Below are 13,918 nucleotides of genomic sequence, written 5' to 3' on the forward strand. Positions count from 1 at the left end.
GCGCATCCCGTGGCGGATAGAGCCATGTTTCAGGACTTCGTGGTGGCGCGGTCCGACCGGCTGTTACGCACCGCGTACCTGCTGACCGGCGACTGGGGCCTCGCCGAGGACCTGCTGCAGGAGTCGCTGACCAAGGCGTGGTTCGCCTGGCCGCGGGTGGACGAGCCGGAGCCGTACGTCCGCCGCGTCCTGGTCACCACCTACACCTCCTGGTGGCGCCGCAGGTGGCGGGCCGAGGTGCCCAGCGCGAGCCTGCCGGACTTCCCCGTACGGGATGACGACGCCGGGGAGCGGGCGGAGCTGTGGCGCGCGGTGCGCGGGCTGCCGGCCAGGCAGCGCGCGGTGATCGTGCTCCGCTTCTACGAGGACCTGCCGGTGGCCGAGGTGGCCGCGCTGCTCGGCTGCGGGACCGGCACCGTCAAGAGCCAGACGGCCAAGGCGCTGGCCAAGCTGCGGGTGAACGAGTCGATCATGAAGGAGCTGCGGTCATGACCGTTCAGGATCTCCGGGACGCGCTGCGCGAGCGGGCCGACGGACCTTCTCCGGCGAATCCGTCGCGCCACGAGCAGGTCCTGGCGCGCGTCCGCAGGGCCCGCCTGGGCAGACGGGTGACGGCAGGCGTGGCGGCGGGGGCGGCGGTGGCCGCCGCCGTGGTGCTGGGTGCGGCGGTCATGCCCGGCCCGGCGGAGCCGCAGACCACCGTCGCCGTGCGCCCGTCGGCGAAGCTGCCCGAGCGGTTCACCGCCCCGGACGGCACCGCGTACCGGCGCGTGGCGGTCACCACGATCCGGGCGGGCGGCGCGGACCGGGCGACGGTGCGGGTGCCGGTCACCGGCGAGCGGCTCGACGTGGCGGCCGTGTGCGAGGGCGACCTCCAGGTGAACACCGGCGTGCGCGTCACGGTCGACGGCCGCTCCAGCGGACCCGGCTTGGGCCGCTGCTCGGCCAGGCGGGCGCTCCAGCCGCTCACGGTGCCCACCGGCGCCCGGGAGGTGAGCGTCACCTTCGACACGTCCACCACCGGCACGGCCTGCGTGGTGAAGGGTGGGACGTGCCGGCCCGTGCCGCGGACCGAGGGCACCTGGACGCTGGGCGTCTACGCCTGGACGCCGCCGGACCGGCCCGTGGAGCCGGAGCCGCTCAAGGACCTGCCGGACAGGCTCGGCGGCCGGCCGCTCCTCGACTCGCGGACCGGGATGTGGCCGGCGGACGACACCGTGCGGTTCGAGTTCGACGCCACCGGGCGGTCCTTCGGCCTCGACCAGATCTGCGCCGGCGACCTCGCCGAGCGGCTCCGGTTCACGATCACGGTCGGCGGGGTGAGCCACGGCAGCGGCTGCGTCGTGTGGCGGTCCGGCCCGTTCCCGCTGGCGATGAGCGAGCACGAGGCGCGGCCCGGTGAGCGGGTCGTGGTGACCGCGAGGATCACCGTGGACGGCGGCCATCCCCACCGCCCCGTGCGCTGGTCGATCGGGCTCTACGGCGAGTAGGAACCATTTCCCGCCCGCCCTTGTTGCACCGGGATATGACACCGCTCTCGATCCTCGACCGTTCGCTGGTCCGGCAGGGGCAGTCGCCCGCGTCGGCGCTGCGCGACACCGTGCGCTTCGCCCGCGAGGCCGAAAAGCTCGGTTACCACCGGTTCTGGGTGTCGGAGCACCACAGCGTCCCCGGTGTGGCGGGGTCGGCGCCGACCGTGCTGGCGGCGGCCGTCGCGGCGGCCACCTCCCGCATCAGGGTGGGCACCGGCGGCGTGATGCTGCCCAACCACCGGCCGCTGGTGGTGGCCGAGCAGTTCGGCGTGCTGGAGTCGCTGCATCCGGCGCGGATCGACATGGGCCTGGGGCGGTCGGTGGGGTTCACCGGCGGCATCCGCAAGGCTCTCGGCCAGGGCAGGGAGGCCGCCGACGGCTTCTCCGGGCAACTGGCGGAGCTGCTCGGCTTCTTCACCGGCGCCCAGGACGCGTACCCGGGGGTGCACGCGCTGCCTGCGGAGGGCCTGCGCCCGCAGGTGTTCGTGCTGGCCATGGGCGCGGGCGCGGACATCGCCGCCGCGCACGGCCTCCCCCTGGTGATCGGCGGCGGAGCCCCGGATGGGGCCGCCGCCCGTTACCGGGCCGCGTTCCGGCCGTCGGAGTGGAGCGCGGCGCCGTACGTGATGGTGGCGGCGAACATCGCGGTCGGCGAGACCTCCGAGCAGGCGGCGCTGCTGCAGGTGCCGGAGGCGTGGTCGACGGCGCACTCGCGGGTCCGCGGCGTGTTCCCGCCGCTGCGCCCGCCGGGCGAGATCCTGCGGATGGACCTGCCGGAGCGCGAGCGCGCGCTGCTGGAGGACGCCCGCAAGGGCCAGATCAGCGGGACGGCGGACGAGGTCGCGACGCGGCTGCGCGACCTGGTGACGGTGAAGGGCGCCGACGAGGTCCTGGTGACGATGAACACCTACGACCTGGACGACCGCCTGGAGTCGTACCGGCGGCTGGCCGCCCTGGCGTGAGAGATGGGCGCCGTCTTCGCGCCCATCTCACCGTACGGCCGTCAGCTGAGCTCCAGGATGAGCGCCAGCTGCGCGATGAGCACGACGGCGACCGTGCCGACGGCGGCGAGCGCGACGACCATGAGGGACGCGCGGAACAGCGCGGTGACGACCTTGCCGAGCCGGCGTACGGCCGAGATCACGGTCCAGCCGGCGAGGACGGCCAGGAGGTAGAGGAGGCCGCGGGCCATCGCGACGCCCTCAGGGCTGGCGATCGTTTCCGTGAGTGCGGGAAGGGCAGAGGTGACGAACATGGTGGGGTCCCTGTGGTTCGGCATCGAGGGGCCTTGGAGCGTGCGGCACTCCGGGGAGTGACGCCTGTTCGTGAGGATGCTCGCCCGGGCGGCGCGGTCTCGCCGGAGGGTCTCTGATCGTCATCTGAATCCCCGTCTGAACTTCAGTAAATCTTCAGCCCCTGACTGAAGACTTGCCCTCCCTTTGATGCATTAATCCCTCTCCTGGGTAAGTCGTAGTGGATTAGAATGGCCGCTTCGCCGATGCGGCCCCGAAGTTTCGGCGTTGGCCTGCGTGTATGCCCTCGCCCCCGGCAGTGGGTAGAGGTTTACTTAAGGTGTTGAACCTCGGATGGGGGTGTCCTCATGGCGGATTCCGGCCAGGCCCTAGCGCACCGGCTCCGGCAACTGCGCCTTCAGCAGTGGCCCGGCAGGAGAGTCAAGCAGCCGCAGCTGGCCCAGGCGCTCAACGTCAGCGTGCCCCTCATCTCGTCGTGGGAGAACGAGGGCAACCCCAAGGTGCCGCCGGTCTCCCGCCTGGAGGCCTACGCGCTGATCTTCTGCAGCCGCCGCTCGCTCAGGGACGACGACCTCGTCCCGGTCGCCGAGGACGAGCTGACCGCGGAGGAGTCACAGCTGCGCGACAAGCTCCTGCAGGAGCTGCTCGACCTGCGCTCGGCCGCCCTGGACCAGAGACCGTCGAGCGCGGTCGTCAACCCGTGGCAGTTCGACGACGGCAAGCAGGTCGTCATCGTCTGCGCGCGGCTTCCCGGGGAGTGGCTGGCGCGCATGCCCTACGTCGATCCCGACGACCCGCACCACATCGAGCTCTACACCTACGCCGACCTCGACGCGCTCTTCGAGCTGCACGGCCACATCCGCGCCTTCAACCCTGCCAGCGAGGTCCGCCGCCACACCCCGGACGAGCTGGAGCCGGACGACCTCACCTCGCATCTGGTGCTGCTCGGCGGCGTCGACTGGAACGACCTGACCACCAACGTCTTCCAGGACCTCGGGCTTCCGGTCGAGCAGGTGAACGACTGGGACGGCGAGCACGGCCCCTACTTCTCCTCCTCTGACCGGCGTTTCCATCCCAAGCTGAGCGGGGGGCGGCTGCGCGAGGACGTGGCGCTGTTCTACCGGGGGGAGAACCCCTACAACGCCGAGTGCACGCTCACGATCTGCAACGGCATGTACGGCCGCGGCACGCTCGGGGTGGCGCGGGCCCTGACCGACGTCAAGTTCAGGGACCGCAACACTGCCTGGCTCCAGGAGCGCTTCGGCGGCCACGAGGCCTACGCGCTGCTGAGCAAGGTCCGCGTCGTCAACGGCAAGGTCATCACCCCCGACTGGACGCTCGACGAGCTGAGGCTGGTCGAATGGCCCGGCTGACCTCGCCGGCGTCGCATCACCATCCCTCCCACCGGCATCTGCTCCAGGCGACCGGCGCGCCCGCGGGCATGGCCAGGATCGACGCGATCGTGGTGCCCACCGCCCGCCCGAGCCGTTACCTCCGGCACGCCTCCCATCTGGCGGAGGTCCTGGGCTGCCCGCTGGTCGTGCTGTGCAGCGGCAGGTGGACCAGCGCCGAGCGGGTGCGGGCCGGGGCCGCTCCCGGCGCCGACGTGATCGCCATCGACTTCACGGCGAGGTCGGCGGCGCGGCTGCCCGCGCTCGAGACGTCCACCGCGCTCCCCCCGAGGCTGAGACGGCACACCGACACGGCCGCCAAGCGCAATTTCGCGCTGGCGCTGGCCAGGATGGCCGGCTGGGAGCGCATCGTGTTCCTCGACGACGACATCGAGGTGGGAGCGCCTGACGACCTCCGCAGGGCGGCCGGGTTGCTCGACGACTTCGACGCGGCCGGGCTGTCGATCGGCGGGTTCCCGGACAACTCGGTCGTGTGCCACGCCTTCCGCGCCGTCGGCGGGCATCAGGAGACCTTCGTCGGCGGTGGCGCGCTGGTCGTGGAGACGGTGCGCGACGTCGCGTTCTTCCCGGACGTCTACAACGAGGACTGGTTCTATCTGCTGAAGGAGGACGGGCTGCGCCCGCTCGCCGTCACGGGCCTGGTCAAGCAGGCGCCCTACGACCCGTTCCGCACGACCGAGAGGGCCAGGGCGGAGGAGACGGGCGACGTGCTGGCCGAGGGCGTGTTCTGGCTGCTCGACGAGGGCAGGACCCTGCGGGAGGCCGATCTGCGGCATTGGACGGAGTTCCTGGCCAGGCGCCGCCTGTTCATCGAGAGCATCCTCGACCGCCTGCCGCGGGCCCGGGTGAGCCCGGACGAGCGGCGGCGGATGGAAGAGTCGCTCAAGGCCGCGCGCGGGCGGCTGGCCCTGATCAGCCCCGAGCTCTGTCTCGGATACCTCGACAGGTGGCGGGCCGACAGCAAGGTGTGGCGGGAGTTCGTGGAGCTGCTGCCCCGCGGCAGGCCCGTCGAGCAGGCGTTGCGTTATCTCGCCACGCCCGGCCGGGGCGCGCCGTGACCCTCGGGCGTAGCTCTTTCATCCTTTTGTGACAGATCACCGCGATAAGCTGGTTGCCAGCCGTTTCGCCGCTTGATTGTAGAAGTCATGCTGCATGTCCGGATCCGAGCCGCCGTGCACGGGGATCTCGTCGCCCTGGTCAACTCCCTCGGGCAGGAGCCGTACTTCCGGGAGCGGCTGGCGGGTCAGCGGGAGAAGCACGGGGTGCTGCTGGTCGCGTGGGACGGGTTCACCCCCATCGGGGACGTGTACCTGTGGCTGGACCCGGCCGAGGAGCCGGAGGTGCGGGAGCGGCTGCCCGGCGTGCCGTTGCTGACCCACCTGGAGGTGGCGCCCGAGCATCGCAACCAGCGGATCGGCACCCGGCTGATGGGCGCCGCCGAGCGGCGGTTACGCGAGCTCGGCCACGACCGGGTGGCGCTGGGCGTGGATCCGCGCAACCGCCGGGTGTGGCCGCTCTACAGGCGGCTCGGTTACGTGGAGTGGCCGCATCCTCCCGTGCCGACCACCCGCCGGATCTACCTGCCGGGCGGGCGGGTGGAGCAGGTGCCCGACGTGTGCCGGATTCTGGTGAAAGATCTTCGTGAACCTCGGGCCGGCGAAGGCTAGGATTCCCGAACGAAGTTCGGCCAAGTGAGGGATGTCCGGTATGACTACTCGCCAGCATGCCATCGGAGACCTGTTGCGCCGCTCCGCGGCCCGCTATCCCGCCAAGACCGCCATCGTCCACGGCGACCTGCGGCAGAGCTACGCCGAGCTCGACCGTACGGTGAACCGCACCGCCAACGCGCTGGCCTCGCGGGGCGTGGGCAAGGGCGACCGGTTCGCGATCCTCTCGCACAACGACCACGCGTTCGTGGTGGCCTACTTCGCGCTGGCCCGGCTGGGCGCGATCTCGGTGCCGATCAACTTCATGCTGGGCCCGGAGGAGGTCGCGTACATCCTGGAGCACGCGGGCGCGTCCGGGATGCTGGTGGAGGAGGCCCTGCTGCCGGTGGCCGAGGGCGCCGTGAGCGACCGGGTCGCGGTGCGCGGCGTCATCGGGGCGGGCCGGGACGGGTGGGAGCCGGTCGAGGACTGGATGGCGCACGGTGACGACGCCGAGCCGGTGGTGGAGATCGGCGACGACGACCCGATCCAGCTCATGTACACCAGCGGCACCGAGTCCCGGCCGAAGGGGGCGACCCTGTCGAGCCGGAGCCTGATCTCCCAGTACGTGACGTGCGTGGTCGACGGTGAGATGAGCGGCGACGACGTGGAGGTGCACGCGCTGCCGCTGTACCACTGCGCCCAGCTGCACTGCTTCCTCACGCCCGGGATCTATCTGGGGGCGACCAACATCGTGCTGCCCGGCGCCGACCCGGCAGCGATCCTGGCGGCGATCGAGTCGGAGCGGGCCACCAAGCTGTTCTGCCCGCCGACGGTCTGGATCGGGCTGCTGCGCCACCCCGACTTCGACCGCCGTGACCTGTCGTCGCTGCGCAAGGGCTACTACGGCGCCTCGATCATGCCGGTCGAGGTGCTGAAGGAGATCGCGGCCCGGCTGCCCGAGGTGCGGCTGTTCAACTTCTACGGGCAGACGGAGATGGCGCCGGTGGCCACGATCCTGCGCCCTGAGGAGCAGCTGACCCGGCTGGGTTCGGCCGGCCGGCCCGCGCTGAACGTGGAGACGCGGATCGTCGGCGACGACGGCGAACCGCTGCCGCCGGGCGAGGTGGGCGAGATCGCGCACCGCAGCCCGCACGCGATGCTCGGCTACTGGAACGACCCGGAGAAGACCGCGGAGGCGTTCCGCGGAGGCTGGTTCCACAGCGGCGACCTGGGTGTGATGGACGTGGACGGATACCTGTCGGTGGTCGACAGGAAGAAGGACATGATCAAGACAGGCGGCGAGAACGTGGCCAGCCGCGAGGTCGAGGAGGCGATCTACCAGCACCCGTCCGTGGCGGAGGCGGCCGTGTTCGGGGTGCCGGACGAGCGGTGGATCGAGGCCGTGACGGCCGCGGTCGTGCTGCGCGAGGGCGCGAGCCTCACCGCCGACGAGCTGGTGGCGTTCCTGCGGGGCCGGCTGGCTCCGTTCAAGACGCCCAAGCAGGTCCGGTTCGTCGCCGCGCTGCCCAAGAACGCCAGCGGCAAGGTGCTCAAGCGGGAGCTGCGCGAGGCGTTCTGACCGCCGCGCCGGTCCTCTCGCAAGGGCTCGCTGACCAGGGAAGACGACGCTGAGTCACGGTGTTGTACGGGAGTGCGCGACAACCTTCTCGACATCCGACGTATCTACTTCGAGCCCGCCGCCGCCGAGCTGCCGCGCGGCCGGGAGATACTCGGCCGCTTCCCTGGTGCCGAGCTGGTCGAGGTCGAGCGGCACGACCGCATCCCGGAGCTGTACGGCGACGAGGCGAACGTGGCCCGCTGGGTCCGGATCAAGACCGAGTCGCTGGTGCTCGGCACCAAGAAGTCGCTGACCGCCCGCCCGAACGGCCGCTCCAGCGACTTCGTCGCGCCGTCCACGGCCAACGGCTGCGCCATGGCGTGCGCGTACTGTTACGTGCCGCGCCGCAAGGGCTACAGCAACCCGATCACGGTGTTCGCCAACATCGACAAGATCACCGGCTACCTCGCCAGGCACGCCGCCAGGCAGGGCGTCAAGCCGGAGCCGGACCAGGTGGACCCGCACGCCTGGGTGTACGACATCGGCGAGAACTCCGACTGCTCGGTGGACGCGACGATCTCCAGGAACGTCCGTGACCTGGTGGAGCTGTTCCGGGACCTGCCGAACGCCAAGGCCAGCTTCGCCACCAAGTACGTCAACCGCGACCTGCTCGGCTGGGATCCGCGGGGGCGCACCAGGATCAGGTTCAGCCTGATGCCGGAGGCCGACTCCAAGCTGCTCGACATCCGCACCTCCCCGGTGGCCGAGCGCATCGCCGCCATCGACGACTTCGTGGCGGCCGGGTACGAGGTGCACGTCAACTTCAGCCCGGTGGTGGTCAGGGACGGCTGGCTGGAGGACTGGGCCGAGCTGCTGGACCGGCTCGGCGACGGGATCGGCGCGGCGGCGCGCGAGCGGCTCGCCGCCGAGGTGATCTTCCTGACCCACAACGACCGGCTGCACGAGGTCAACCTCGGCTGGCATCCGAAGGCCGAGGAGGTGCTGTGGCGGCCGGACCTGCAGCAGCCCAAGCGCTCGCAGACGGGCGGCTGGAACGTCCGCTACCGCACGGGCCAGAAGGGCCGGTACGTAGCCGCGCTCACCGATCTCATCGATGAGCGCCTGCCCTTCTGCCGGATCCGCTACGCCTTCTGACGAAGCCGCCGTCTTGTCCGGGCCCCCCGGCGAGCCCACGGCGGCCCCGCCCGGCGCGGGACGGGCCGCCGCCGGAGCGCGCCGACCGCTTCACCGCGCTCGCCGAGCTGCTGGAGGACGACCACGTGCTGGGACGGTCCCGGTTCGCTGCTGCGCTTCTCCTTCTCGGGGCTGCGCTACGTACGGGACGAGTGGGCGGAGTTGACTGGCGGGAGCTGGCGACGATCTTCTACGAGTGTTACGTGTGCGCGCGGCTGTTGGCGGGCACCCCATGAGAGCGCGTCGCCGTGCCGCGCATCCCGAAGATGATCACCGCTCCGGCGGCCAGGTGCATCAGGGCGAGCGTGAGCTGTGAGCCCGCGTTCACCCCGCCGAGCGGGCCGAGCAGCGACAGCACGAGGACGGCCGCGGCGACCGCGGTCCAGATGGCGCGGGCGCGCCGGGTGAGGCGTTCGAGGACGGCCAGCAGGGCCCAGCCGGCGAGCCCGGCGACGGCGGTGGCGATCACCACCGCCACGGGCCCGACCGCGATGGTCCCGGCTCCGCCCCGGGCGGCGAGGTCGACGCCGGCGATCGGGACGGCCACGAGCCAGACGGCCAGTGTGGCGGCGACGGCGACGGCGATGGTGGGAAGGCGGCGGGTCATGCGCGCGACTCCTCTCTCCTGAGCGGCTCGTACAGGCTGCTCCAGCCGTTGTAGAGCCCGCTCAGCACGTAGTGGACGTTGGTGATGATCACGGCGACGAGGGTCGCGACCGCGTACAGGAGCATCCCTGTCACGCGCACCGTGTCGACGGGCAGCGCGTACGCGATGGCCACCCGGGCGGCGGCGTCGAGCAGCAGCACGACGCCCCAGACGGCGGACGACACCCGCCAGACGCGGCGGAACCTGGGCAGCCGCTCCCAGTAGACCTCCCACGGCTCGCGCACCGGCCCGAACGGGTAACGGTGCTCCAGCAGCGGCCGGGTGAAGAGGTAGGCGAGAGGCCGGGACATCCTGGTCGAGGCCAGGAACCAGATGCCGGCCGCCGCCGTGACCCAGCCCTCCTTGGCCAGCAGCATCCGCTCGTCGCCGCTGACCAGCGTCACCACCACGGCGACGGCGAACATGGCGGTGAAGAACGCGCTCAGCCCGTCGAGCTTGCGCTCGCGCAGCAGCTTGTAACCGGTGAACCCGGCCGACACCAGCGTGTCGGCCAGCAGCGCCAGGTAGACGCTGACCCCCGCGGCGCGTAACCCGTAATAGATCACGACGGGCACGCCGATGTTGACGGCGATCGTCAGCCACCGCCCCCTCACGGCTCCGCCCTGGTGGCCAGGTCGAACATCGTCTCCAGCTCGCGCGCCGTCAGCTCCAGGTCGAGGCCGGGCCTGGAGCGCAGCAGGAACGGCAGGCCGTCGAGCGAGCGCTGGATCGTGGCGGCCATCACGAACGGGTCGAACGCGCGGAACTCCCCCCGCTCCTGGCCCTCGCGCAGAATGAGCTCCAGGTGGCTCAGCGTCCGAATCTCCTCCTCCGGGCCGTAGGAGCCGGCCTCGCCCGGATGGCTGAGGAAGATCGTCATCAGCGCCTCCATCTCGTCGCGGTGCGCGGCGTTGAACGCGACCAGGCCGCCGATGTAGGCGCGCAGCCGGCTCCTGGCGTCGGGCTGCGCGCTGACCCGCTCGTGCATGAACCGCCCGAGCTTCTCGTGCACGTGCCCGACCACGGCGGCCATCAGCTCGTCCTTGCCGGCGAAGTGGTACGAGATCAGCCGCGTGCTGCTCAGCCCCGCCCGCTCGGCGATCTTCGCGAACGAGGTGTGCCCGTAGCCGAGCCGCCCGAGGGTCTCGATAGTCGCGGCGATGATCTGCGCGCGCCTGGCGTCCCCCGTGAACGTCCGCTTTCTTACTTGCATGAGTAAACAGTAACTCATCCAAGTAACTCCGGGAACCCCTCTCGCGGGTTTACGGTGCGCCCATGACGATCCGCAGCCTGTTCGCGAGTGTGCTGGCCGTGCTGTCGGCCGGTACCGTCGCCCTCGTGGTGACCCCATCGACTTCCGCCGCGACGGCCGCCGACCACGGCCGCCGCGCCCAGCCGCCCGTCGTCATCGGCCATCGCGGCGCCAGTGCCCACCGCCCCGAGCACACGCTGCTCTCGTACGAGGCCGCGATCGCGATGGGAGCCGACTACATCGAGCCCGACCTCGTCCCCACCAAGGACGGCGTCCTCGTCGCCCGGCACGAGAACGAGATCTCGCAGACCACCGACGTGGCCGAGCGGGCGGAGTTCGCCGGCAGGCGCGCCACCAAGACGATCGACGGCCGCGCGGTGACCGGGTGGTTCACCGAGGACTTCACGCTCGCCGAGCTGAAGACCCTGCGGGCCAGGGAGCGGGTGCCCGACCTGCGCCCGGACAACACTGCTTTCGACGGGACGGCCCAGATCCCCACCTTCGAGGAGGTGGTCGAGCTGGCGCTGCGGCACGGGGTGGGCGTCTACCCGGAGACCAAGCACCCGACCTACTTCGACTCCATCGGCCTGTCGCTGGAGGAGCCGCTGCTGGAGACGCTGGAGCGCAACCGCGTGCGGAAGGCGTACATCCAGTCGTTCGAGACGGCCAACCTGCGCGAGCTGTCCGGCAGGACGCGGCTGCCGCTCGTCCAGCTCATCGGCGCGACCGGCGCCCCCTACGACTGGGTCGCGGCCGGGAACGGCCGCACCTACGACGACATGGTCACCCCGGAGGGCCTGCGGGAGGTCGCCCGGTACGCCGGCGCGATCGGCGTCGACACCCGGCGCGTGCTGCCCGTCGGCGCCGACGGCCGGACCCTGGAGCCGACCGCCCTGGTCCGCGACGCCCACCGCGGGCGGCTGGACGTGCACGTGTGGACCGTGCGCAACGAGAACTCCCAGCTCCCCGCCGACCACCGGCTCGGGAACCCCGACAGCCCCGCCTACCCGCGCGCCACCGGTGACGTGGCGGGCTTCCTGGGCCGGCTGCTGGAGCTGGGCGTCGACGGCGCGTTCTGCGACGACCCCGCGATGGGCCGGGCCGTCGTCTCGCGTCACGCCCGCTGACATGACGACCGACCAGCACGGGCTCGCCGTGAGCGGGGCGGGGCGGGCCGCCGTCCGCCACTACGACCGGGCCGTCGACGCGCTGCTGCACTTCCGTCCCGAGGTCGAGGCCGAGACGGCGGCGGCGCTGGCCGAGGCGCCCGGCTTCCCCATGGCCAACGTGCTGAGCGCCTACCTCGGGCTGCTCACCACCGAGCCGGCCCCGGCCCGCGAGGCTCGCGAGCGCTTCGCCGCCTTCCTGCGCCGCGCGGACCCGACGGCGTGGTCACCGCGCGAGCGGGCGCACGCCGAGGCGGCCGGCGCGCTGCTCGGCGGCGACCTCACGCGCTGCGGCGCGCTGCTCGCGCGCATCACCGAGCGGCACCCGCGCGACGCGCTCGCGCTGGCCGCCGGGCACCAGGTCGACTTCTTCACCGGCGACGCCCGCTCCCTGCGCGACCGGATCGGCGGCGCGCTCAGCGCCTGGCACGACGACGACCCGCACTACGGGCATCTGCTCGGGATGTACGCGTTCGGGCTGGAGGAGGCCGGCCACTACGACCGCTCCGAGGAGGTGGGGCTGCGGGCCGTCGAGCTGAACCGGCGCGACGTGTGGGGCATCCACACGGTCGCGCACACGTACGAGATGCAGGGACGTTTCGGTGACGGCATCCGCTTTCTGGACGAGCGGGTCGGCGACTGGTCCACCGGGACGTTCTTCAACGTGCACACCTGGTGGCACTACACCCTGTACGCGCTGGAACGCGGCGAGACCGGCCGGGTGCTGGACATCTACGACGCGGTGCTGGCCGGCGGCGAGACCGCGATGCAGTTGCTGGACGCCTCGGCCCTGCTGTGGCGCCTCTACCTGGAGGGCGTCGTGCCGGACGGGCGGTGGGCGGCGCTGGCGGACGCGTGGCCGGACAAGATGGACGAGGCCTGTCACGCGTTCAACGACATGCACGCGGTCATGGCGTACGTGGGAGCGGGCCGCGCCGGCGAGGCGGAGCGGCTCATCGCGGCGCGGGAGGCGTACGTGCGCGAGCCGCGTCCCGGGGTCACCAACCAGGCGATGACCGCGCGGGTGGGGCTGCCGGTGTGCCGGGCGCTGGTGGCCTACGGGCGGGGCGACCATGACCGGGTCGTCGAGCTGCTCCAGCCGGTCAGGCACCGGGTGAACGAGGCCGGCGGCAGCCACGCGCAGCGGGACGCGGTGCAGAGGACGCTGCTGGAGTCGGCGCTGCGGGCCGGGCGGCACGAGCTGGCGCGGGTGCTGGTGAGCGAGCGGGTGCACCTGCGGCCGTGCAGCCCGTTCAACTGGCTGAAGCGGGGCGCCCTGGCCGAGGCGCTCGGTGACCGCGCCGCCGCGGCCGCCGCGCGGGACGAGGCCGCCCGGCTGGCCCTGGCGGGAGGATCTGTCGGGGGCGCCGAGTAGGGTTTCGGCCATGGAAAGCCGACTGACCTTGATGGCCGTGCACGCCCACCCCGACGACGAGTGCCTGAGCACCGGCGGGGTGCTCGCCCGCTACGCCGCGGAGGGCGTCCGCACGGTTCTGGTCACCTGCACCAACGGCGAGCAGGGTGACGGCCCCGGCGGGGTGAAGCCCGGCGAGGCCGGCCACGACGCCGCCGAGGTGGCCGAGCGCCGGCTGGCCGAGTTGCGCGCCTCCGCCGACCATCTCGGCATCGAGCACGTCGAGCTGCTCGGCTACCGCGACTCCGGCATGGCGGGCTGGTCGACCAACGACCACCCTGACGCCTTCGCCAACGTGTCCGTGGAGTCGGCGGCCGCCCGGCTGACCGAGCTGATGGCGCGTTACCGCCCGCAGGTGGTGGTGACCTACGACGAGACGGGCGGCAGCGGCTACGGCCATCCCGACCACGTCCAGGCCCACCGCGTCGCCGTGGCCGCCGTCAACGGCGGCGGCGTCCCCGACAAGCTCTACTACACGGCGATCCCGCGCGCCGCGATCGCCAACATGGCCGCGACCCTCCGCGAGTCGGGCATCGACCTGGGCTTCGAGCCCGACGACGACTTCGGCACCCCCGACGAGCTGGTCAACGCCATCGTCGACGTCTCGGCCTACGTCGACCGCAAGCTCAAGGCCCTGGAGGCGCACGCCAGCCAGGGCGAAAACATCTTCCCGCTGCGCATGCCCCCGCAGGCCCAGCAGCAGATGTTCTCCCACGAGGCGTTCACCCGCGTCCAGAGCCGCGTCAAGACCCCGGCCCACGAGGACGACCTCTTCACCGGCCTCCGCTGACGCGGCCCTCCTCGGCCTGCCAGGCGGCTCTGCCCCGGGTCGCCGCTCCGAC

The 13,918-nt window shown here is 72.0% G+C and carries 15 protein-coding genes; 11 read left to right on the forward strand and 4 right to left on the reverse strand.

Annotation, left to right across the window (positions count from 1 at the left end; translation table 11 throughout):
• Window positions 1–24: 24 nt before the first annotated feature.
• Genes ABD999_RS05320 through ABD999_RS05330 form a run of 3 tightly spaced genes read left to right on the forward strand, consistent with a single transcriptional unit; the run spans window position 25 to window position 2,494 of the window.
• A complete protein-coding gene (locus ABD999_RS05320) occupies window positions 25–492 on the forward strand; it encodes a SigE family RNA polymerase sigma factor (protein ID WP_148032129.1) in 468 nt (155 codons plus the stop codon).
• On the forward strand, window positions 489–1,490 hold the full coding sequence (locus tag ABD999_RS05325; protein WP_271279297.1) for a hypothetical protein: 1,002 nt from the start codon (window positions 489–491) through the stop codon (window positions 1,488–1,490). The genes ABD999_RS05320 and ABD999_RS05325 overlap by 4 nt, the downstream gene beginning before the upstream one ends.
• A gap of 35 nt (window positions 1,491–1,525) precedes the next feature.
• Complete coding sequence (locus ABD999_RS05330; protein ID WP_271279298.1) at window positions 1,526–2,494, forward strand: MsnO8 family LLM class oxidoreductase; 969 nt, start codon at window positions 1,526–1,528, stop codon at window positions 2,492–2,494.
• 41 nt (window positions 2,495–2,535) lie between these two features.
• Here the strand turns inward: ABD999_RS05330 and ABD999_RS05335 are convergent, their stop codons facing one another.
• Window positions 2,536–2,787: a hypothetical protein gene (locus ABD999_RS05335; RefSeq protein WP_271279299.1), complete on the reverse strand. Its 252-nt coding sequence runs from the start codon at window positions 2,785–2,787 to the stop codon at window positions 2,536–2,538.
• Between the two features lie 345 nt (window positions 2,788–3,132).
• Between ABD999_RS05335 and ABD999_RS05340 the strand changes: the two genes are divergently transcribed.
• The 5 genes from ABD999_RS05340 (at window position 3,133) to ABD999_RS05360 (ending at window position 8,559) form a co-directional block, all read left to right on the forward strand.
• On the forward strand, window positions 3,133–4,158 hold the full coding sequence (locus tag ABD999_RS05340; RefSeq protein WP_148032133.1) for a helix-turn-helix domain-containing protein: 1,026 nt from the start codon (window positions 3,133–3,135) through the stop codon (window positions 4,156–4,158).
• The gene (locus ABD999_RS05345) at window positions 4,146–5,255 is read left to right on the forward strand and encodes a hypothetical protein (protein WP_148032134.1); all 1,110 of its coding nucleotides are present in this window, start codon (window positions 4,146–4,148) and stop codon (window positions 5,253–5,255) included. The genes ABD999_RS05340 and ABD999_RS05345 overlap by 13 nt, the downstream gene beginning before the upstream one ends.
• Window positions 5,256–5,342: 87 nt before the next feature.
• The gene (locus ABD999_RS05350) at window positions 5,343–5,864 is read left to right on the forward strand and encodes a GNAT family N-acetyltransferase (protein ID WP_148032135.1); all 522 of its coding nucleotides are present in this window, start codon (window positions 5,343–5,345) and stop codon (window positions 5,862–5,864) included.
• 40 nt (window positions 5,865–5,904) lie between these two features.
• Window positions 5,905–7,425 (forward strand): acyl-CoA synthetase, encoded by a 1,521-nt coding sequence (locus tag ABD999_RS05355; RefSeq protein ID WP_271279300.1) that lies wholly within the window; start codon window positions 5,905–5,907, stop codon window positions 7,423–7,425.
• 72 nt (window positions 7,426–7,497) lie between these two features.
• Complete coding sequence (locus tag ABD999_RS05360) at window positions 7,498–8,559, forward strand: spore photoproduct lyase family protein (protein WP_271279301.1); 1,062 nt, start codon at window positions 7,498–7,500, stop codon at window positions 8,557–8,559.
• Window positions 8,560–8,797: 238 nt separating this feature from the next.
• Here the strand turns inward: ABD999_RS05360 and ABD999_RS05365 are convergent, their stop codons facing one another.
• The 3 genes from ABD999_RS05365 to ABD999_RS05375 are packed head-to-tail and all read right to left on the reverse strand — an operon-like array spanning window position 8,798 to window position 10,457.
• Window positions 8,798–9,205, reverse strand: a complete 408-nt coding sequence (locus ABD999_RS05365; protein WP_271279302.1) for a DUF6069 family protein — start codon at window positions 9,203–9,205, stop codon at window positions 8,798–8,800.
• Window positions 9,202–9,858, reverse strand: coding sequence for a VC0807 family protein (locus tag ABD999_RS05370; RefSeq protein WP_148032140.1), 657 nt, complete (start codon window positions 9,856–9,858; stop codon window positions 9,202–9,204). Before ABD999_RS05370 ends, ABD999_RS05365 begins: the two co-directional genes overlap by 4 nt.
• Window positions 9,855–10,457, reverse strand: coding sequence for a TetR/AcrR family transcriptional regulator (locus ABD999_RS05375; protein WP_219549101.1), 603 nt, complete (start codon window positions 10,455–10,457; stop codon window positions 9,855–9,857). Before ABD999_RS05375 ends, ABD999_RS05370 begins: the two co-directional genes overlap by 4 nt.
• A 62-nt stretch (window positions 10,458–10,519) precedes the next feature.
• Here ABD999_RS05375 and ABD999_RS05380 point away from each other — a divergent pair, with 62 nt between their 5' ends.
• Genes ABD999_RS05380 through ABD999_RS05390 form a run of 3 tightly spaced genes read left to right on the forward strand, consistent with a single transcriptional unit; the run spans window position 10,520 to window position 13,866 of the window.
• Window positions 10,520–11,623, forward strand: coding sequence for a glycerophosphodiester phosphodiesterase family protein (locus tag ABD999_RS05380; protein ID WP_271279303.1), 1,104 nt, complete (start codon window positions 10,520–10,522; stop codon window positions 11,621–11,623).
• A gap of 1 nt (window position 11,624) precedes the next feature.
• The gene (locus tag ABD999_RS05385; RefSeq protein ID WP_345482594.1) at window positions 11,625–13,037 is read left to right on the forward strand and encodes a tetratricopeptide repeat protein; all 1,413 of its coding nucleotides are present in this window, start codon (window positions 11,625–11,627) and stop codon (window positions 13,035–13,037) included.
• A 10-nt stretch (window positions 13,038–13,047) separates the two neighbouring features.
• Window positions 13,048–13,866: a PIG-L family deacetylase gene (locus ABD999_RS05390; RefSeq protein ID WP_148032142.1), complete on the forward strand. Its 819-nt coding sequence runs from the start codon at window positions 13,048–13,050 to the stop codon at window positions 13,864–13,866.
• Window positions 13,867–13,918 lie beyond the last annotated feature (52 nt).

The organism is Nonomuraea ferruginea, from assembly GCF_039540635.1.
GTDB lineage: Bacteria > Actinomycetota > Actinomycetes > Streptosporangiales > Streptosporangiaceae > Nonomuraea > Nonomuraea ferruginea.

Excerpts from the sequence above, each read along its gene's own strand:
- ABD999_RS05380 (WP_271279303.1), top strand. The coding sequence starts at position 10,520 with ATGACGATCCGCAGCCTGTTCGCGAGTGTGCTGGCCGTGCTGTCGGCC.
- ABD999_RS05390 (WP_148032142.1), top strand. The coding sequence starts at position 13,048 with ATGGAAAGCCGACTGACCTTGATGGCCGTGCACGCCCACCCCGACGAC.
- ABD999_RS05385 (WP_345482594.1), top strand. The coding sequence starts at position 11,625 with ATGACGACCGACCAGCACGGGCTCGCCGTGAGCGGGGCGGGGCGGGCC.
- ABD999_RS05335 (WP_271279299.1), bottom strand. The coding sequence starts at position 2,787 with ATGTTCGTCACCTCTGCCCTTCCCGCACTCACGGAAACGATCGCCAGC.
- ABD999_RS05330 (WP_271279298.1), top strand. The coding sequence starts at position 1,526 with ATGACACCGCTCTCGATCCTCGACCGTTCGCTGGTCCGGCAGGGGCAG.
- ABD999_RS05355 (WP_271279300.1), top strand. The coding sequence starts at position 5,905 with ATGACTACTCGCCAGCATGCCATCGGAGACCTGTTGCGCCGCTCCGCG.
- ABD999_RS05375 (WP_219549101.1), bottom strand. The coding sequence starts at position 10,457 with ATGCAAGTAAGAAAGCGGACGTTCACGGGGGACGCCAGGCGCGCGCAG.
- ABD999_RS05345 (WP_148032134.1), top strand. The coding sequence starts at position 4,146 with ATGGCCCGGCTGACCTCGCCGGCGTCGCATCACCATCCCTCCCACCGG.
- ABD999_RS05350 (WP_148032135.1), top strand. The coding sequence starts at position 5,343 with ATGCTGCATGTCCGGATCCGAGCCGCCGTGCACGGGGATCTCGTCGCC.
- ABD999_RS05340 (WP_148032133.1), top strand. The coding sequence starts at position 3,133 with ATGGCGGATTCCGGCCAGGCCCTAGCGCACCGGCTCCGGCAACTGCGC.
- ABD999_RS05325 (WP_271279297.1), top strand. The coding sequence starts at position 489 with ATGACCGTTCAGGATCTCCGGGACGCGCTGCGCGAGCGGGCCGACGGA.
- ABD999_RS05365 (WP_271279302.1), bottom strand. The coding sequence starts at position 9,205 with ATGACCCGCCGCCTTCCCACCATCGCCGTCGCCGTCGCCGCCACACTG.
- ABD999_RS05320 (WP_148032129.1), top strand. The coding sequence starts at position 25 with ATGTTTCAGGACTTCGTGGTGGCGCGGTCCGACCGGCTGTTACGCACC.